This window comes from Streptomyces sp. NPDC025651 (assembly GCF_055558735.1).
Window position 1 is genome coordinate 186893 of the sequence record NZ_JBVHLZ010000006.1, and the last position, 20676, is coordinate 207568.

The following is a 20676-nucleotide window of genomic DNA, read 5'->3' on the forward strand; positions in this document are numbered from 1 at the left end:
TGCAGCGCGGTGAGCGAGGACGAGCAGAGGGTGTCCACCGTCATGCTCGGCCCGTGGAAGTCGCAGACGAAGGAGACCCGGTTGGCGATCTGCCCCTGGTTGAGGCTGAGCGGCACGGGCGTGGCGGCCTCGGCGGCCACCAGCGTGTAGTCCTTGTGCATGGCCCCGGCGAAGACGCCGACCGCGCGGCGCGCGTCGGGCCCCTTGGCCTCGGCGAGGGTGGCCGGGGTGTATCCGGCGTCCTCGATCGCCTCCCAGCAGGTGCGCAGGAACCAGCGTTCCTGGGGGTCGGTGATCTCCGCCTCGGGGCGGGAGATCCGGAAGAAGTCGGCGTCGAACCGGTCGACGTCGTCGAGGAATCCGCCCCAGCGCGAGCCGGTGCTCTCGTCGGACGTCCAGCGCCCGGCCGGCACCTCGGTCACGCTGTCACGGCCCGCCTTGAGGTTCTCCCAGAAGGCCGCGAGGTCGCTCGCGCCGGGGTAGTGCCCGGCCATGCCGACGATCGCGAAGCGTTCGGTGCGGGGGGTGGGCATCCGGCGGCGCTTGAGGCGGGGGCGTGCGAGCGGCTGCCGTACGGCGCCGCTTCCGGTGCCGGTCTCCTGCCGGCCGGCGAGGATCGCATGGGCGTTGGTGCCGCCGTCCGCGAAGCTGGACACGGCGGCGACCAGCGGCGCGTCGGGCCAGGGGACGAGGCCGCGCTCGAAGCGCAGCGGTGACGCCTCGAAGTCGAAGTGGCGAAGGGGCTGTTGACCGCTGAGGAACGGGACGATCCGGCGGTTGCGGAGCATCAGGACGGTCTTGATGACTCCGGCGATGCCTTCGGCGCACTGCGGGTGGCCGATGTTCGGCTTGACCGAGCCGAGCGAGCACGGGGTGTCGGAACCGGGGCGGTAGACGGCCGTGATCGCCTTGAGCTCGACGAGGTCGGGGACCTGGGATCCCGCCGCGTTCGTCTCGATGTACGTGACGTCGTCGGCGTCGACGCCGGCGCGGGCCAGGGCGCGGGCCATGACGCCCTGCTGGGCGGCCGGGTTGGGCGTGGCGGGGCCCGCGGTCCTGCCGTCGTTGTTGACCGCCACCGACTTGATCACCGCGTGGACGCGGTCGCCGTCGGCCTCGGCCGCGGCGAGCGGCTTGAGCAGGAGGACGCCGACGCCCTCGGCGGGTGTGAAGCCGCGGGCCCGCCGGTCGAAGACGTGGAACTCCGGCTCGGTGTTGAGCAGCCCGCGCCGGTCGAACAGGCGGTGCCCGTCGGCGTTGGGGAGCAGGGTGATCCCGGCGACCACGGCCGCCTCGACGTCGCCGGAGCGCATCGCCTGGATCGCGTGGTGCATCGCGACGAGCGCCGAGGAACAGGCGGTGTCGACGACCGTGCCGGGGCCGCGCAGGTCGAAGTAGTGGCACAGGTTGGCGGCCAGGTAGTTCTGCCCGACGGCGACCACGGGGTTGCGGCTGCGGCCGAGGATCGCGTCGCCCGGGTCGTGCCGGGTGCGGCCGCCGACGTACACGCCGACCTCGCGCCCCTTCAGCTCGTCGGGTCCGTAACCGGCGTCGCAGAACGCGAACAGCGTCTCCTCCAGGAGCAGCAGCGCCTGCGGGTCCATCGCGGCGGCGTCGCCGTCGGAGAGGTGGAAGTGCCCGGGGTCGAACCCGTCGAGCTCGACGAGGCCCGCGGTGTACCCGGTCTCTCTCCCCCACCGCCGGGCGGGCACGGCGCCGATCGCCGAGCGTCCCTCACTGAGCAGGCGCCAGTAGCCGTCCAGGTCGGGGGCGCCGGGGAAGCGGCCCGACATGCCGATGATCGCGACGTCGAACGGGCCGTCGGCAGGGGGCTGTCGACGTGGTGCGGGTGTCGCGGCGGGGGCCGTTGAGCCGACCGGCGGCGCAGTGACCGCGGCGGCTGCCGTGTCGGTTGCCGCGCGGGTCTCCTGCGCACCGAAGGCGCGGGCCAGCGCCTGTCCATGATGGTCCGTCAGCCAGCTGACGAAGGACTCCACGGTGGGGTGGTCCACGAGGACCGACGGGTCGAGCTCGGCGTCGAGTTCGCCGCCGACCTTCCGCAGGATCTGCACCATCATGATCGAGTCGGTGCCGTAGTCCGCGATGGGGACGTCGGCCGCGAGCCGCGCGCGGTCGAAGCCCAGCTGCTCGGCGAGCAGGCCGAGCAGCCACTCCTCGGCCTCCTCCGCCGCGCCCGCGGAACCCGTCCCGGCCGAACTCCCGCTCCCGGAACCGGCCGACGCGGCCTCCGCAGCGGCCTCCGGCCTCACCCGCGCCCGCGGCCTGCCGGCGCGCAGCGCCTGGGGCGTCCACTCCGCAGCGACGATCGCCGGCAGGACCACAGGGCCCGCCCCGGTGGACAGCACGTGGTCGAGGAGCCCGAGCCCCTGTGCCTCGGAGAGCTCGCCGAGGCCGGTGGCCCGGTAACCGGGACCGGGCCGCTCGGTGCCCATGCCGACGCCCCGCCAGCTGGGCCAGGCCACGCTCACCAGCGGCAGCCCGTGCGGCGCGCGGCGGGCGACCGCGTCCAGATGGGCGTTGGCCATCGCGTAGTCGCTCTGGCCGACGGCGGCGGCCGGCACCATCGAGGCGACCGACGAGAACAGCACGCAGAACCGCAGCGGGTCGCCCGCGAGAGAGTCCACCAGCGCGTCGAGGCCTGCGGTCTTGGGGGCGAGCACGGCGCGCACCGCGTCGACCGGCTTGCTCACGAAGGCGAGGTTGTCCCGGTCCACGAGCCCCGCGGCGTGCAGCACACCGCCGATCGGGCCGAACTCGCGCCGGACCTGCGCCAGCGCGGCGCCGACGGCGGCGGCGTCCTCGCCCAGGGGCAGCGAGAGCACCCGCAGCCGGACCCCGTCCCGCTCCAGGGCGCGCAGCCCGCTGACCTTCCGCCCCAGGGCGGTGTCCTCGCCGTGGCGGTCCCACTCCTCGCGCGGCGGCACCTGGTCACGCCCGGTCAGGACGAGGGTGCGGGCGCCCCACCGCTCGACGGCGTGCCGGGCGAGCGCGAGGCCGATGCCGCGCGTGCCGCCCGTGATGAGCAGCGGCTCGTCGGCGGGGAAACGGACCGGGGCGCCGACCGCGCCCGGCAGCTCGGCGAGCACGGCCCGGTGCCGCGCCCCTGCGACGTACGTCACCTCGACGTCGTCGCCGCCGTCGGCCAGTTCGCGCGCCACGAGGCCGGGCAGCGCGGCGTCCGCGGGGTCGGCCTCCAGATAGCGGGAGCGCACCCGGGCGTACTCGCTCTGCAGCATGCGGTAGAGCCCGGCGCGGGCGTCCCCGGTGCCGACGCCGAGCAGCAGCGCCTCGCGTCCGGCCATGCGCTGCACCACCGGCAGCCAGTCGGCGAGCGCGAGGCCGCCCAGGTCGACGAGCGCGTCGAACCGCTCGTGGAGCTCCGCGACGGAGCCGATCAGCTCGGCGTCCGGCAGGGCGTCGGCGAGGCGGCGGGCGTCGGGTCCCGCGCCCAGGACGGCCACGGCGTTCGGGCGGGCCCCCGCGACGACGTCGGCGGGCCGCCACTCCCTGGCCAGAAGCCGGGTTCCTTCGGGCGCGGGGACGTCGGCGCGACGCCGCGCGGCGACGAACACCTCGCCGAACGCGTCCGGTTCGGCGACCGGCCGCCACACCTGGTCGTACCCGGAGCCTTCGAGGACCTCCTGCCAGCGGGGCGCGGTGAGGATCGGCGCCCCGGGGACGCGTACCTCCTCGTCGTCGTAGAGCCACCAGCCGTCGAGGAGCCCGAAGGTCAGGGTGAGCACCGCGGACTTGCGGGTGACCTCGTTGACGACGAGGACGCCGCCGGGGCGCAGGGCCGCGGCCAGGTTGCGCAGGACGAGGCGGATGTCCTGGGTGGCGTGCAGCACGTTGGTCGCCACGATCACGTCGCAGTCGCCGCCGGTGAGGCGCTCGCCCGCGCCCTCCTTGCCGACGTCCCAGCGGCCGTAGCGCAGATAGGCACGGCCGGGGCCGAAGCGGCGTTCGGCCTGGTCGAGGAAGGCCGGGGACAGGTCGGTGTACCAGTACTCGACGCGGTCGGCGTACGCGTCGACGCGGGGCAGGACGACGGCGGTGGTGCCTCCGGTGCCCGCGCCGACCTCCGCGACGCGGACGGTGGCCGAAGGGTCGTCGGCGAGGCGCTCGCGCACGGCCGTCGCGGTCACTTCGGCCACGACGTCGTTGAGCCGGTCCGCGACGGCGTTGCCCTGGTAGACGGCGGTGAGCTTGGCCATGGAGCCGCCGGGGAAGAGCACGTCGGTGGCGGGCACCGCGCCGCGGAGGATCTCGGGCAGCCGGTCGACGCACTCCTCGACCAGGGACAGCTGGGCGTTCCAGTACGGGTCGGCCGTGAACCGTTCGCGCACCGCCGACCATGCCGTGTCATGGGTCGGGGGCCGCTCGGCCGTGAGCTCCAGGACGTCGCCGTACTGCCGTGTCAGCCCGGCGGCGGTGAGCAGCCGGGCCGCCTCGTCGAGCCAGCGGCGGTACTTGTCCACGACGCGCAGCCGCCGGGCGAGTTCGGCCACGGACTCGGTGCGGGACTGTGCGAAAGCGCCGGACGCGCAGAGTCGCACCAGGACCCGTCCGGCGATCAGCCGGTCGAGTTCTTCGGCGGAGAGCGCCGCGGGGGCGGGGGCGGGCGGAATGACGGAGCTGCGCTTGAGCCGGTCGAGGCCGTCAACGGCCTTTCCGGCAGGCCCAGTTGCCGGTTCGACCGGTTGGCTCGGCGGCGCGACGGCCGCGGGGCCGCTCCCCTCCGACGCGAACGCCCCCGGGAACCTCCCCGCCAGATGCGCCGCCAGATCGCGCACCGTCGTGTACTCGAAGAGCAGGGTGGGTTCGAGCTCCCGGCCCACGACGTCCTGGAGCTCCTCGACCACCTCCAGCACCTGCACGGACTCCAGGCCCAGTTCGTAGTAGCCGGCGGTCACCGGTATCGACTCCGGTGCGCGGCCGAGCCGTGCGCCGAGGAGACGCCGCAGGAAGCCCTCCACGCGGCCTGCCGCGGGCGCGGGACCGGTTTCCCCATCCGCCTGTGCCGTGGCGGGCTCCACCGCGCCTCGCGTCAGCGCCTTGCTGGACAGCTCGGTCAGCTCGGCCACCTGGCGGCCCTCCGCGTCGAAGAAGTCCACGGAGAACCGCACGACTTCGCCGCGCCGGCTCACCGAGGAGCGGCGGACGCGGGCCGTGCAGTGTCCGGTCAGCGGCCCGGTCGTACGGAAGGAGGCCAGGTGCAGCGGCAGGTACGCCTGGCCTGCGGTGTCCAGGAGCGAACCGGCCGCCACCGCGCCGCCGAGCAGGAGCGCCGGGTGCACGAGGAAGTCGCCCTGGGGCGCGGTGAGTTCGGCGGTGAGCTGGTCCTGGTCGGTGCGGACCACGCCGTCGGCGCGCGCGGCGCCGCTGTAGCGCTGGCCGTTGTCGCCGTCCCTCAGGTACGTCCGGGCCAGCGGCGTGGGCGTGCCCTGCGGGTGGCCCTCCAGCCGTTCACCGAGCACAGGCACGTCCCCCACGACGACCTCGGCCGTGGCGTAGGGCTCGCCGTCGGTGACGGTGACCTGCCAGCGGCCGGGCCCCGCGGGGGCGCAGCGGATCTCCGCGGCGACCGGCCCGTCGGTCACGTCCAGCGGCCGCAGCGCGGTGAGGTCGCGTACCGTGATCCGCTCGACCGGGTGGCCGTGGTCGCGGAACACCCGGGCGATCAGGTCGACATGGGCGACGGCGGGCAGCAGCGACCGGCCCTGGACCTGGTGCCCCGCGATGACCGGTGTCCGCGCCGACAGCAGCACGGTGCCGTGCGGGTCTCCGCCCACCACCGGTGCGGGCTCGACGGGTCGATCACCCGGTGTCCGGTGGTCCTCCGGCGCGTCCGGCCGTGCACGGAACGCGTCGGCGACCGGCAGCCAGCACCGCTCCCGCGCGAACGGGTAGCCGGGCAGGGAGACGCGCGGCCCCCCGGCGGGCCAGGCGACGTGCGCGCCGCGGACCCAGGCCGCCGCCAGTTCACGCGCGGAGCCGTCGGCGGCGGGCGCGGCGGACCGCGTCGCGGTGCCGGTCAAAACGCGCGGCGCGGCCGCCCCCGCGAGGTGCGCGTCCAGCGCTTCCACGAGGTCGTCCACGGCGTCGAAGACCACGGCGAGGCGGTGCGTCATCGGTTCGCGGGTCCGCAGCGTCGCGGCGAGCGCGGCCGGGTGCGTGTCCCGGCCCTCCGCGCGGAGGAACTCCGCCATGCGCGCGGTGTGTTCGGCGAGCCGGTCCGCGTCCCGCGCGGACAGCACGCACACGTGCGGGCCGGCCTGCGCGGGGGGCTGCGTGGGTGACACGAACTCCTCCAGGATCACGTGGGCGTTGCTGCCACCCGCGCCGAACGCGCTGATTCCCGCGGTACGGGGCAGGGGGCGGCCCACGGCGTCGACGCGCGGCGTCCACGGGGCCGGTTCGCGCTGCAGCCGGAAGGGGGTGGCGTCCAGGTCGAGGTGGGGGTTCAGGCTCTCGGCGTGCAGCGAGGGCACCAGCTCCCGGTGGCGCAGCTGCAGCAGGACCTTGGTGAGCGCGGCCATGCCGGCGGCCGACTCGGCGTGGCCGATGTTGGACTTCACGGAGCCGATCGGGATGCGCACCCCGTCCAGGTCGTGCCCCTGGAAGGCGCGGACGAGGCCGGTGATCTCCACCGGGTCGCCGAGCGAGGTGCCCGTGCCGTGCGCCTCCAGGTAGTCCAGCTCGGCGGGGGTCAGACCGGCGCGGTCGAGCGCCTCACCGATCATCACGCCCTGGGCCTTGGGGTTGGGCACGCTGAAGCCCTTGCCCGCACCGCCGTGGTTGACCGCCGTCGACCTGATCACGGCCAGGACGCGGTCGCCGTCGGCCTCGGCCGCGGAGCGCCGCTTGAGGAGCACCGCCCCCGATCCCTCGGCGGGCACGTATCCGTCGCCGCCCTCGCCGAAGCTGCGGCACCTGCCGTCGGTGGACAGGAACCCGCCCTTGGCGAGCTGGAGGTACTTCAGCGGGTGGCTCGACACGTTGACGCCACCGGCCACGGCCACCTCGCAGTCGCCGTCCCTGATCGCCCGGCAGGCCAGGTGGAGTGCGGTGAGCGAGGACGAGCACATGGTGTCGAGGGCGACGCTCGGACCGTCGAAGTCGAAGAAGTACGACACCCGGTTGGCCACCGAGGCGTACGACGACGAGGTGGCCGCCCCGACGCCGCGCAGCGCCTCGTCGACGCCGTACAGCTGGTAGTGGCCGTACATCAGGCCCACGAAGACTCCGGTGCGGACCTTCGACAGCGCCGCGCGGGACGTACCCGCGTCCTCCAGGAGGTGCCACACCGTCTGCAGGAAGATCCGCTCCTGCGGGTCGATGTGCTCCGCCTCCACCTGGGACATGCGGAAGAACATGGGGTCGAAGGAGGCCACGTCGGAGAGCCAACCGCCCCATTTGGCATACGTCTTGCCGGGGGTGTCGCGGTCCGCGTCGTAGAACCGGTCGTGGTCCCAGCGGTCCTTCGGGACCTCTTCGACGCAGTCCTTGCCGTCGCGGAGGTTGCGCCAGAACTGTCCGAGGTCGTCGGCCTGCGGGTAGCGGCCCGCGACACCGACGATGACGATGTCGTCGTCCCCGTCACCGTCGGCGTGTTCTCGCGCGGGGACGGCGGCGCGCACGGCCGGTGCGGGCGTCACGTCCGCGGGCAGCACGGCCGGGGCGGTCGCCGGCCGTGCGGCCGGCGCCAGCACGTCCCGCAGCGCGGCCGCGTGCCGGTCGACCAGGAAGTCGGCCAGCTCACCGATCGTGAGGTACTCGAAGAACAGCGTCTTGGAGAGCGGTCCGAACCGCTCCTCCAGCGCACGCGTGAGGCTGAGCACGAGCAGCGAGTCGACGCCGTAGTGGTCGAACGCCTCGTCCTCCGCGACGTCGTCGAGCGGCATCTTCAGCTCGTCGGCCAGCAGCTCGCGCAGGAACTCGACGGTGGGCGCGCGCAGTTCACCGTCGCTCGCGTCCGGGATCGCGGGCGCGTCGGTACGGGCCGCGGGGCGGCCGCGCAGCGCTTCGGTGATCCGGGCGTGGTCGCCCGCGGTCACCAGGAGCCGGGAAGCGCCGCTCCTCAGGGCGGCCTCCAGGGCGTCGAGGGCGGCCTCGGTCGGCAGCGGCTCCATGCCGTACTCGCGCCGCATGGCCTGCCGCGCCTCGGCGCCGATGGTCATCCCGCCGTCGCGCCACAGCGACCAGTCGACGGTGAGGCCGCCGCCGGGGCGACGCTCCAGGTAGTGGTCGAGGAAGCTGTTGGCGTACGCGTAGTCGGCCTGCCCGACGTTGCCGAACACCGCGGCGGTCGAGCCGAACGCGACGAAGTAGTCGGGGGCGTCAGGCCGCGTCGCCTCGTCCAGGTGGACCAGGCCGCGCACCTTGGGCGCGAGCACCGCGTCGGCGTCCGCGCCGCTCTTGCGCAGCGCGAGCGAGTCCCTCAGGGCGCCCGCCGCGTGCACCACGCCCGCGATGCGCCCGAACCTGCGCCGGGCCTCGTCCACCGCACGCTCGACGTCGGCGCGCACGCCGACGTCGGCCTGGATGTGCAGCCAGCCGTCGGGGAGTTGCTCCTTCGGGCGGGTCCTGCCGACGAGGACGATGCCCGCGCCGGGGTGCCGGGCGATCCGTTCGGCGAGGAGCAGTCCGAGCCGCCCGGTGCCGCCGGTGATGAGGTGGGCGCCGTCGCGGGCGAACGGCGAGGCGCCGTCCGTCGTGGGCAGTTCCACGGGGCGCCAGCCGCGCACCGCGCGTCGGCCGCCGTCGGATCGCACCTCCGCGTCACCGTCCGCGAGTCCGGCGAGCACGAGCTCGGCGCGTTCGCGCGACGAGGCCGGACGCGCGTCGGCGCGGCCGAGCACGCTCATCCGGATCCCTGGGTGTTCCTGGCCGATCGTCCGGGCGAAGCCGTCGAGCGCGGCGTGCGCGGCCCCGACCGCTCCGGGCAGGGCCTCGTGGACGTACAAGTACCGCAAAGGTCCGCCGTGTTCGGCGATCCGCCGCCTGCAGAGGCCGAGCGCGGTGTGGAAGCCGCCGCGCAGCGCCTCGTCGAGGTCTTCGCCGGATGCCAGGTGGACGAGGTGCGAGGCCCGCTCCGCCGAGCCACTGACCTGAACCGTCAATTCCGGTGCGATCAGGGCGAGTTCGTCCCGCAGCTCCTGGGCGCGGCCGTCCCCCGTGTCCAGCACGGTCAGCAGCTCGACCGCCTCACGCGGCGCGGACCCGGCGACCGGCTCGGGCTCCCAGACCGGCTCGAAGGCGTGCACATCGGGCTCCGGGTGCCGCGCCTGCCCGTCGCGCTCGGCCCCCGGCACGGCCCGCAGCGTGAACCGCTCGATCCGTGCCACCACCGTCCCGTCGAGGGCGGCCAGGTCGATGTCGAAGACCTGCGCGTCGGCGCGGCTCTCCACCGCGACCGCGTGCACGAGGCAGTCGGCCGGCAGCTCGTCGTGGATCCGCACGGATCCGATCGCGTACGGGAGGTGCGCCGTCGAGCCCCGCACGAGCCACCCGGCGGTCTGCAGCGCCCCGTCGAGGAGCGAGGGGTGGAACCGGTGCGCGCCGACGTCGGGGCGGCGCAGCCGGGCGATGGCCTCGCCGTCGCCGAGGGCCAGTTCCTCGATGACCTGGAACGTCGGCCCGTAAGCGAAGCCGAGGCCGGCGAAGTGGTCGTAACACTCCTGCCGGGTCCTGCGCCCGTCGCACCGGGCGCGCACCGCGGCCGCGTCGATGCGGGCAGGTGCCGTCGCGGCGGCTTCCTGGCCGTCGAAGACCAGGCGGCCACGCGCATGGGGATGTTCGCCCGTGATCTCGAACGCTCCGGAAGGCGCCACGGCCACCCGGAGGTCCTGCCGCTGCCCGTCGCGGAGCGCGACGGGTGCGGCCCAGACGACCTCGTCGATGCGCGCGACCCGGGCAGGGGCGCCGTCGCCGTGCGCCCGCTCGCCCGCGAGGCGCGCCATCTCCAGGTACACGACGCCCGGCAGCACGCGCTCCTCGCCGACCTGGTGATCGGCGAGATAGAACTCCGAGCCCGTGAGGTGCTTGACGAAGGCGGTCCCGGAGAACGTCGAGACGTTCTCGTCGAGCAGCTCCGCCCGCGCGCAGCCGCCCCGGCCAGCGGCCTGCCGCCCGGCCCGTGACGGCGCGTCGACCCAGTGCCGGGTCGGTTCGAACGGGTACGTCGGCAGGTCGATCCGGCGGCCGCCGGGCAGCCCTGACCAGTCCACGTCCGCCCCGTCGATCCACAGCTGCGCCAGGGACGCCAGGTCGCGTTCGGCCGACAGCGCGCGGACGAAGTCCCGCCAGGCGGCGCCACGCGGCGCGGCGGCGCGGCGGCGCGCGGCGCCCACCCGCCCGCGCAGGACGCCCTCGGCGAAGCGGCCCTCCGCGCAGGCGTCGAGGTGGTCGAGCAGCTCGGCGCGGCCGCGGGCGACGAAGGCGAGGCGCTCGTCCATGGCCTCGCGGCCGACGCGCAGGGTGTACGCGACGTCGGCGGGCGACGGCTCGTCGGCGCGGACGCGGGCGGCCAGGCGACGGGCCTGCTCCCGCAGGGCGCGCTCGGACCTGGCGGACAGGACGAACAGGTCGTCGACGGCCGAGTCGGGGGCCGGCACGGCGTCCGCCGCCTCCGCCTCCTCGATGACGAGGTGCGCGTTGGCGCCGCCGAAGCCGAAGGAGCTGACGCCCGCCCGGCGGGGCAGCGCGGAGCCGTCCGCCGCGAGCGGCGCGGGCCAGGGCCGCGTGGAGTCGACGATCTCGAACGGGCCGCCGTCCAGCGTGAGATAGGGGTTGCGCTCGCGGAAGTGGAGGCTGGCCGGCAGGGTGCGGTGGCGCAGCGCCAGGACGACCTTGAACAGGCCCGCGATGCCCGCCGCGGCCTCCAGGTGACCGATGTTGGTCTTCACGGAGCCCACGCCGACGGTGGTCGGGGTTGCGTCGTGCGCGTCCCCGCGCAGCCGCTCGAACGCCTCGGTGAGGCCGGTCGTCTCGATCGGGTCGCCGAGCGCCGTACCGGTGCCGTGCGCCTCGATGTAGCCGACGGTGCGCGGGTCGACGCCCGCGGACCGATAGGCCTCGACGAGCAGATCGGCCTGCGCGGCGGGGTTGGGCGAGGTGAGCGACGTGGTGCGGCCGCCGTGATTGACCGCGGCCGCCTTGATGACCGCGGCCACCCGGTCGCCGTCCCCGCGGGCCGCGGCGTGGTCGCGCAGCACCACGACGCCCACGCCCTCGCCGCGCACATAGCCGTTGGCGGAGGCGTCGAACGCCTTGCACCGGCCGTCCTCGCTGAGCATCTCGTTGCGGCTGAGGGCCTCGTAGAGACCGGGGTCGAGGATCAGGCTGACCCCGCCCGCGACGGCGAGGTCGCAGGTGCCGTCGCGCAGCGCGGTGACCGCCTGGTGGACGGCGGTGAGCGAACTGGAGCAGGCCGTGTCCACGGCGACACTGGGGCCGCGCAGGTCGAGGAGGTACGAGATGCGGTTGGGGATGATCGACAGCGCGGCCCCGGTGAGCGTGTGCGCGTCGGCCGACCGCCCGGCGGCGCGCTGCACCTCCGCGTAGTCGGAGTTGGTGGTGCCGATGAAGACGCCGACCCGTTTGCCCGCGAGGTCGGACGCGCGGTACCCGGCATCCTCGATCGCCGACCAGACCACCTCCAGGAGGAGGCGCTGCTGGGGGTCCATCAGCTCGGCCTCGCGCGGCGAGATGGCGAAGAAGGCGGCGTCGAAGCGGTCCACTCCGGTGAGGAAACCGCCCCAGCGGGAGCGGGAGTTGTCCGCGTGCGCCCGCCAGTCCCAGCGCTCGGCGGGGATCTCCGTGACCAGGTCCCTGCCCTGTTCCAGGTGGTCCCAGAACTCCCTGAGGTCGGCGGAGCCCGGCAGGCGGCCAGCCATGCCGACGATCGCGATGTCACCGGTCGGCACCGGGGCGGCCGAGGGGGCGTCCGGCAGGGTCCGCTGGGCCGGGGCCGGGGCCGGGGTCAGAGCCGGTGCCGAGTCCGGTGCCGGTGCCGAGGTCAGAGCCGGTGCCGGTGCCGGTGCCGGGGCCGAGGTCAGAGCCGGTGCCGGTGCCGCCGTAGTCTCCTGTGTCCCGTGCGTCCCATGCGTTCCGTGCGCCCCGGTCAGATGCGCGGCGACCGCGGCCACGGTCGGGTGGCGGTAGAAGAGCGTGGGCAGGACCTCGATCCCATACCGCTCGCTGATCCGCGTGCTCAGCGTGGTGAAGCTGATGGAGTTCATCCCGAGCCCGCCGAGGGGCGCGTCCGCGGGGATCTCCGCGGCCTCCGTACCGAGCAGTTCGGCGATCATTCCGGTCAACTCTGCGACCAGGGCGCCCAGTTGGCGTGAGTCCTCGGCCGCCGCCCGGATCCTGGGCCGCACCGAGTCCCAGCCCGACTCCCTGCCACCGACCGACCCGCGCAGCTCGGCCAGCGGCGCGTCGGTCAGTCTGCCGCGGTCCACCTTGCCGTTCAGCGTGCGCGGCAGCTCCGCCAGCGGCACGAGGACGTCCGGGACCATGTGCGCGGGCAGCCACTGCGCCAGCGCCTCGCGGGGCGGCACGCCGGCGCCTTCGTCCAGGTCGAGGAAGGCGTGCAGGACGTTGTCGCCGCCGACGCACCGCGCGACCACGACGGCCTCGCGGACGCCGCGCTGTGCGCGCAGGGCCGTCTCGATCTCGGCCGGTTCGATGCGGAAACCGCGGACCTTCACCTGGGCGTCGAGCCTGCTCAGGTACTCGATGCGGCCGTCGGGCAGGGTGCGCACCAGGTCGCCGGTGCGGTAGAGGCGCTCGCCGTCGACGGTGACGAACCGTTCGGCGGTCAGCTCGGGGCGCCCCAGGTAGCCCGTCGCCAGGCCCGCGCCGCCGATGTACAGCTCGCCGGGCACCCCGGCGGGGACCTTCCTGCCGCGGGTGTCCAGCACGCGCAGCAGCGTGTTGGCGACAGGGTGGCCGATGGTGACGCGCTCGCCGGGCGCGAGCCGGCACACGGCCGACCAGATGGTGGTCTCGGTCGGGCCGAACATGTTCCAGACCTGTCCCGCGCGGGCCAGCAGCCGCTCGGCGGTGTCCTGGTCGAGCGCCTCTCCCCCGCACAGCGCCTTCAGGCCGGGCCTGCCCTCCCATCCCGCGGCGAGCAGCATCTTCCAGGTGGCGGGCGTGGCCTGGACGACCGTGGCCGGACTCGCGTCGAGCAGGCGGCGCAGCAGGACGCCGTCGCGGGCGACCTCCGTGGGCACGATCTCCACACGGCCGCCGGTGATCAGCGGCAGGAACAGCTCCAGGGCCGCGATGTCGAAGCAGACGGTGGTGAGCGCCAGGAGGTGGTCGCCCGCCGAGAACCCGGGCTCCTCGGCCATCGACAGGAGCAGGTTGGCCAGGGCGCGGTGGGGCACCTGAACACCTTTGGGACGGCCGGTGGAGCCCGAGGTGTAGATGACATAGGCGCTGTCGTCGGCGGCGGGCCCGCCGCTCGGCGCCGGCAGGATCCCCTTGCCACCGTCGTCGTACGCGTCGACCGGCAGGGCCGGCACGCCGAGGTCGGCGCTCCGCCCGGAGCGGGCGAGCAGCAGGCGCACTCCGGCGTCCTCGACCATGTAGCGCAGCCGGTCGGCGGGGTAGTCGGGGTCGAGCGGCACATAGGCGCCCCCGGCCGCGAGGACGCCGAGCAGGGCGACGAGCATGTCGGCGGACCGGTCGACGAGCACGCCGACGCGGCAGCCCCGGGCGACACCGCGGTGGCACAGGCGTGCCGCCAACGCGTCGACGCGCGCGGTGAGTTCGCGGTAGGTCAGCGTGGTGTCCCGGTCGGAGACCGCGATCGCATCGGGTGTGCGGCGGGCCTGCTCGGCGAGGAGCGCGGGCAGGGTGCTCCGCGCGGGGTAGTCGCGCCGGGCGATGCGGTGCCGCTCCTCTTCGCCGCGCAGTTCCTCGGCGCTCTGCAGCGACAGGCGGCCAAGCCCCTGGTCGGGGGTGGCGAGGGCCGAAGCGAGCAGGACGCCGAAGTGGTCGCCGAGTCTGCGCACGGTGTCCTCGTCGAAGAGGTCCGGGTTGTACTTGAGGCAGTACCGGGCGCCCGCTGACTCCTCCACGACCTCCAGCGTGACGTCGAACTCGCCTTCCTGGTGGACGCCGTGGAACACCTCGGCCACGGGGCTGGTGTCGCCGTCGTCCTCCACCCAGTTCTGGAAGTAGAAGGCGGTGTCGAACAGGCGGGAGGCACGGAGTTCCTGAGCGAGCGTCAGGAGCGGGTAGTCGCTGTGCTCCAGGGCCTCCACGAGAGTGTCCCGCACCCCACGCAGCAGGGTGCGGAAGTCCTGGTCGTCGTCGATGTCGTGCTTGAGGACGACCATGTTCATGAAGTAGCCGAGCACGTCGGCGTACTTCGGGGCGGGCCGCCCGGCGACGGGCGTCCCGACGAGGATGCGGTCCTGCTGCGAGTAGCGGTGCAGGAGCGTGGTGTAGACGGCGAGCAGCACCGCGAAGAGCGAGGTCCGCTCCTCGGCCGCGAGGCGTCGCGCGGCCTCGATCTGCCGTGCGTCCAGGCGGCCTTCGACCGAGGCGCCCCGGTAGCTCGGCACGGCGGGGCGGGGCCGGTCCAGCGGGAGCCGCAGCGCGGGCAGTTCGCCGGACAGCTGTCGCAGCCAGTAGGCGCGCAGCCGCTCGCCCCGCTCGGAACCCAGCAGTTCCCTCTGCCATGCGACGAAGTCGGCGAAGGTCGCGGCGGGCTCGGCGGCGGGCGGGGACTGCCGGTAGAACGCGGACAGTTCACGCAGGAACACGGCGATGGACAGGCCGTCGAAGACGATGTGGTGGAAGGTGAGCAGCAGTACCTGCCGACCGTCCGCGAGGGCGAACAGTGTGGCCCGCAGCAGGGGCCCGCGGGCCAGGTCGAAGGGCTCGCGCACGCACTCCCTGGCGGCCTCGCGCACCTCGGTCACGTCACTGGTGGCCAACTGCCTGCGCTCGAAGGCGAGTTCCTGGTGCGGGTCGACGATCTGCCGGTCGCCGCCGACGACGCGGGCCCGCAGCTGGGGGTGCCGGTCGACCATGGACCGCAGGGCGGCGCGCAGGGCCGCCTCGTCGGTGTCCGGCTCGAGCCAGAACGCGAGGGGCAGGTTGTACGCGTAGGTGCCGGGAGCGGTCTGTTCGATCACGCTCAGGGCGCGCTGGCCCGCCGAGAGCGGGAACTCCACGGGCTCGCGCGGCGGGCGCGGCTCGCCGGTCTCGTCCGTCCCGGGCTCCACGGCTCCCGACGCCGCCACGTGGTCGCTGAGTTCGCGCAGGGTGGGGTGCTGCAGCAGGTCGCCCAGACGGAGCCGGATGCCCAGGTCCTCCTCGATGGCCGCGGAGATCTTCATGCCGCTGAGCGAGTCGAAGCCGTAGTCCGACAGGAGGCGGTCCGGATCGATCGGGTCGTCCAGCTTCAGGGTGGCCGTGACGATGTCGCGGAGCCGGGAGAGCGGCCCCTGCCCGGCCGGGCGGGCCGAGTCACCGCGTGCCGGCGCCGTGGCTGCGTGCGCCGTGGCGGCGTGCGGCATGGCGGCGTGCGGCATGGCGCCGTGCATGGCCGCGGAGACGTCCGCCGTGCCCGCTCCCGCGTTCTGGCCGATGATCACGTGCTGGCCGAGGGCCGCGCCGCGGTCCAGGACGAGGGCGTCGTCGAAGCCCTCCTCGATCAGGAGCCGCTGCCAGGTCTGCGCGGCGGCAAGCGGGGCGTCCTTGATGCGCAGCTCCGGGTCGGTGAACGCCCACCAGCCGTCCAGGACGCCGCCGGTGACGGTGATGCTGCTGCGGATCGCCGTCAGTTCGTTGAGCACGAGCCACCCGCCGGGGCGCAGGAGTTCGCGGGCCTTGCGCAGCGTGCGGCGCAGGTCGCCGGTGGCGTGCACGACGTTGGTGGCCACCACGATGTCGACGCTGCCGGGCGCGAACCCCTGCTCGGCCAGGCCCCGTTCGAGGTTGAGCGTACGGAAGCGGGTGAACGGATGGCGGTCGCCGAAGCGCTGCTCGGCGCTCTCCAGGAACTGCGGCGAGATGTCGGTGAAGACGTACTCGGCGCGGTCGGCCCAGGCCGACAGGACCGGCAGGATGCGGTCGGTGGTCGCGCCGGTGCCCGCGCCGAACTCGACGACGCGCAGCCGTTCGTCGGCGCCGAGTTCCGGCACCCGCCGCCGGGCGTGCTCGGCGACCGCGTCGGCGGCGAGTTCGTTGAGGGAGTCGGTGAGCGGGTTGCCCCGGTAGAAGTCCTGGACGAGCTCCATGGACGCGTGGGGGAACATGATCTCGGTGGCGCCGATCTCGCCGCGCAGCACCTGCGGGTAGCTCCGCAGGAACAGCCGGGTCAGCTCGACGGTGGCCGAGATGTCGGGGTGGTCGGCGGCGATCCGGTCCAGCTCCCGCTCGGCGTGGTCGAGGCCCGTGCCGTCCGCGAGGGCGAGCAGCTCGACCGTGTCGCCGCGCACGGTCAGATGTCCGGCCTCGGCCAGGATGTTGAGCAGGGCGGCGTGCAGGCGGTGGTACTTGGGGACGATGCCGAGCCGGTCGGCGAGGGCGCTCGCGCTGTCCCGCTCGCCGGGCCGCGTGAAGGCACCCATGCGCTGGTAGACGCCGAGCAGCGCGGTGTCGCAGAGCGCGGAGAGCCGGTCGTAGCCGGCCAGGACGGCGTCGGCGCCGGGCCCCGCAGGCGCGGGCGTTGCGAACCTTCCGGCCAGCGCGGAGGGACGGTGGCCGAGTGCTTCGAGGGCCCGCAGGTCGGCGCGGATCGGCATGACCTGGACGAGACCGTGGACGAGCACGCGCTCCAGCGCGTCGAGCCCTTCGCTCACCGTGAACTCGGCGACGCCGGTCCTGCGGAAGATCTCCCGGAGCCCGGGCTGCGCGCCCGAGCCGACGAGGCCCCAGTAGCCCCAGTTCACCACCCGTACGGGATAGGGGAGTTGGGTGGAGAGCGAGCGAGCGTAGGCGTCCTGGAAGGAACTGGCCGCCACATAGGCGGCGTTGCCCGCGGCGCTCACGAAGGAGCCCACCGAGCTGAAGAACGCGAGGAAGTCCAGCGGCTCGTCGCCCAGCGCGGCGGTCAGTGCGAGCGAGCCGTCGACCTTCGCGGCGAGCGCGGCGCGCAGTTCGGGCTCGGTGAGTTCGGCGATGGTGCTGGCGTTGAAGGTCATGGCGGCGTGGAACACGCCGTGGAGCCGGCCGAACTGCCGTCCGGCCTCGGCGACGGCCTCGCGCAGCGCGGCGGGGTCGGCGGCGTCGGCGCGCAGGTGCAGCAGCCGTCCGCCCGCCGCCCGCACCCGCTCCGCGGTGGCCAGCTGCTCGGGACCGAGCTCGCCGCGGCTGATCCACACCACATTGGCGCGGTGGCGCCGCGCGAGTTCCTCGGAGAGGGCGCGGCCGATGCCGCCGCTGCCGCCGACCATCAGATAGGTGCCGCCGGTGCGGTACGGGGAGCGGCCGGTCGCGGGCACGGGCGTCTTCACCAGCTGCCGGACGTGGCGGCGGCCGCCGCGCAGCAGGACGGCACGGCCCGCCGGGTGCGGTGGCTCGGCGAGGACCGCGGCCAGCGCGTCGGCCGGTGCGGTGTCGGCCAGGTCGACGCAGGTGACGTCCAGTCCGGGGTATTCGGCGGCGAGGACCTGGACGTAGCCGAGGATGCCCGCCGCGTGGGGGTTGTCACCGTGCGCGCCCGCGGTCACCACGGTGATCCGGGGGCCCGCGCCGTCCGGCGTGGTCCGGTCGCCGAGGGCGCGGAACAGGGCGAGCACACCGTCGCGCAGGGCGGCGTCGAGGCCGTCCGGGCGGCGCAGGCCGCCGAGGTGGAAGAGGTGCCGCACCGGTTCGGGGGGCAGGGCCGCCGGATCGTCGCGGTCCAGGCGGAGGAGGCGGGCTCCGGGGTGGTGCCGGAGCAGGGCCTCGGCGAGGGCGTCGGGTTCGCCCGCGGTCAGCACGACCACCTGGCCGGGACCGGCGGAAGCGGGGGCGGCAGAGGAGGCGGGGGCCGAGGCCGGGAGGTCTTCGGGGGCCCAGCAGGGCTGGTAGAAACCGAGGGCGGGGTCGAGCGAGTCGCCTTCGGGGTCCTGCGCGGACGTACGGATGAGGCCCGACGTCCGTACGGGATCCGACGTCCGTACGGGATCCGACGCACGTATGGGATCCGACGTCCGTACGGGATCCGACGCACGTATGGGGTCCGACGACGCACGTATGGGGTCCGGCATACGTATGAGGTCCTTCGCCGGGGTGGTGACCGGATTCGAGGCGGCAACCGGATTCGAGGCGCTGACCGGATTCGAGGCGCTGACCGGGTTCGCGGCGACGACCGGGTCCACGGCGGTCGCGGCGCTCCGCTCCGGCAGCGGTATCCAATAGCGCTTGCGGGCGAAGGGATACGTGGGCAGGCCGATCCGCCGCGCGCCGCTGTCCGGCCACCGCGCCTCCACGCCCTGGGTCCACAGACGGGCGGCCGCCGCGAGGTCGCCGTCGGCCAGGGCGCGGGCGAGGCGGTCCGACGCGTCCCGGTCCAGCGAACGGCGGGTGCGGGCGGCGTCGTTGAGCTCGACGTCACTCTCCGTACCGGCCGCGACCGCGCTCAACACCGCGCGTACCTCGTCGAGTTCGGCGGCCGGAAAGGCGAGTCTGACGTCCAGCTGCTCCCTGCCGACACGCAGCGTGTGTGCCACGTCCGCGAGGGAGAGGGCGGCGAGTGCGGACGGCCCCGACTCCGCCTCCGTACGGGCAAGTTCGCGCAGCGAGGTCTTCCCGGAGACGGTGTGGTCCAGACCGAGCCGCTCGCTGAGCCCGGCCAGTTCGGCCGCGCCCAGACCGTACTCGGCGAGCTCCAGGTCGGCGTCCAGGTCGTCGGGCCGCACCCGCAGGACGTCGGCGGCGACCCGCAGACATGTGTCGAGCGACTCCCCGGAGACCGCACGGCCCGCGTCCCGCCGCTCTTCGTGGCGCCCGTCCAGGAAGTCGGCGAGCTCGCGCGCACAGACCCGAAGGCGCTCCTCGCTCAGCGCGGAGAGCACGATCAGCTCGGGGGAACCACCGCGCGTCGCGGGCGCCGCGGACGCCCCGCTCCCCCGGTACTCCTCGACGATCAGGTGCGCGTTGGCCCCGCCGCCGCCAAACGAGCTGATGCCCGCCCTGCGGGGCAACTCCCTTTCCCCGCCGTCCTGGTCACGCACCACGACGCGGTGCCAGGGCGCGGCTTCCTGCTGTACGTGGAAGGGGGTGCCGGACAGGTCGATGTCGGGGTTGAGTTCGGCCGAGTGCAGGGACGGCGGGAGCACGCCGTGCTTCAGCTGCATCAGCACCTTGGTCAGGCCCGCGATGCCCGCGGCGGACTCCAGGTGCCCGATGTTGGACTTGAGCGACCCGATGGCGCAGCTGCCCGGGGCGAGGTCCGGTCCGCTGCCGGCGGCGGACCGGAAGGCCTCGCGCAGTCCGGCGATCTCGATGGGGTCGCCGAGGGGGGTGCCGGTGCCGTGCGCCTCCACGTAGTTGACGGTGCGCGGGTCGACGTCGGCCCGGCGCAGCGCCGCGGCGATCACCTCGGCCTGGGCGGACGGGTTCGGCACGGTGTAACCGCTGGTCCTGCCGCCCGCGTTGATCGCGGATCCCTTCAGTACGGCGTAGACGCGGTCGCCGTCGGCCTCCGCCGCGCGCAGCGGCTTGAGCAGGACGGTGCCCACTCCCTCGCCGTCCACGAAGCCGTCGGCGTGCGCGCCGAAGCTGCGGCACCGGTCACCGCGCGAGATCATCTGACGGTCCGCCAGCATCCGTAGGTGCATGGGGTGCAGGATGAGGTTGACCCCGCCGGCGATCGCCGTGGCGCACTCGCCGCGCCGCAGGCTCTCGCAGGCCAGGTGGACGGCGGTGAGCGAGGCCGAGCAGGCACTGTCGACGGTGAGGCTGGGGCCGTGCAGGTCGAGCACGTAGGAGACGCGGTTGGCGATCGACCAGTGGGCGGACCGGGCGTGCGTGGACACGCCGAAGGCGCTGCTCTCCCCCGCCAGCCATTCGTAGTCGTTGTTCATGACGCCCGCGAAGACACCCACGGGCCCGTGCGCGCCGAGCCCTCGGGGCGCGTACCCGGCGTCCTCGGCGGCCGTCCACGCGGACTCCAGGAAAAGCCGTTCCTGGGGGTCCATCTCCTCGGCGTCGGAGGGCGAGATCTGGAAGAGCAGCGGGTCGAACTTGTCGACGTCGTCGAGCCAGCCGGCCCACTTGCTGTAGCCGCGCCCGTCCTTGGAGTCGGGGTGGTAGTGCTCGTCCACGTCCCAGCGGTCGGCGGGCACCTCGCCGACGCAGTTGCGGCCCTCGACGACGTTGCGCCACAGCTCGTCCGGGGTCCGCGCCGCGGGGAAGCGTCCCGCGAGCCCGATGACCGCGATGTCCTCGCCCTCCCTCGACGCGGCCTCCTTCGAGGGGTCGGGAGCGGGAGCGGCCTGCTGCTGCACGGAGGCCAGCAGTTTCAGGAGAAGAGCACGCTTGTCGTCCATAGACCTTCGTCTCATCCGGGTGCCTGGAGGCGCGAATTGCGGCAAGCCCGCAGCACTGCACCACAAAGGGGCGCAGCGCCGGGTTAACAATTCATCAAATCAAGCTGAAGAGAAACAGCAAGACGTCACGATCCGCTACGTGCGGTGCGAT

1 protein-coding gene (running past one end of the window) is annotated in these 20676 nt (G+C 74.2%); it reads right to left on the minus strand.

Going from position 1 to position 20676, the window contains the following annotated elements; all coding sequences use genetic code 11:
• Positions 1 to 20525, minus strand: partial view of an amino acid adenylation domain-containing protein gene (locus ACZ4D5_RS22605; RefSeq protein WP_467774178.1) — the 5' portion only. The gene continues 3070 nt to the left of window position 1, outside the view; only the first 20525 of its 23595 coding nucleotides appear in the window; its start codon is at positions 20523 to 20525; the stop codon falls past the left edge of the window.
• Between the last annotated feature and the right edge of the window lie 151 nt (positions 20526 to 20676).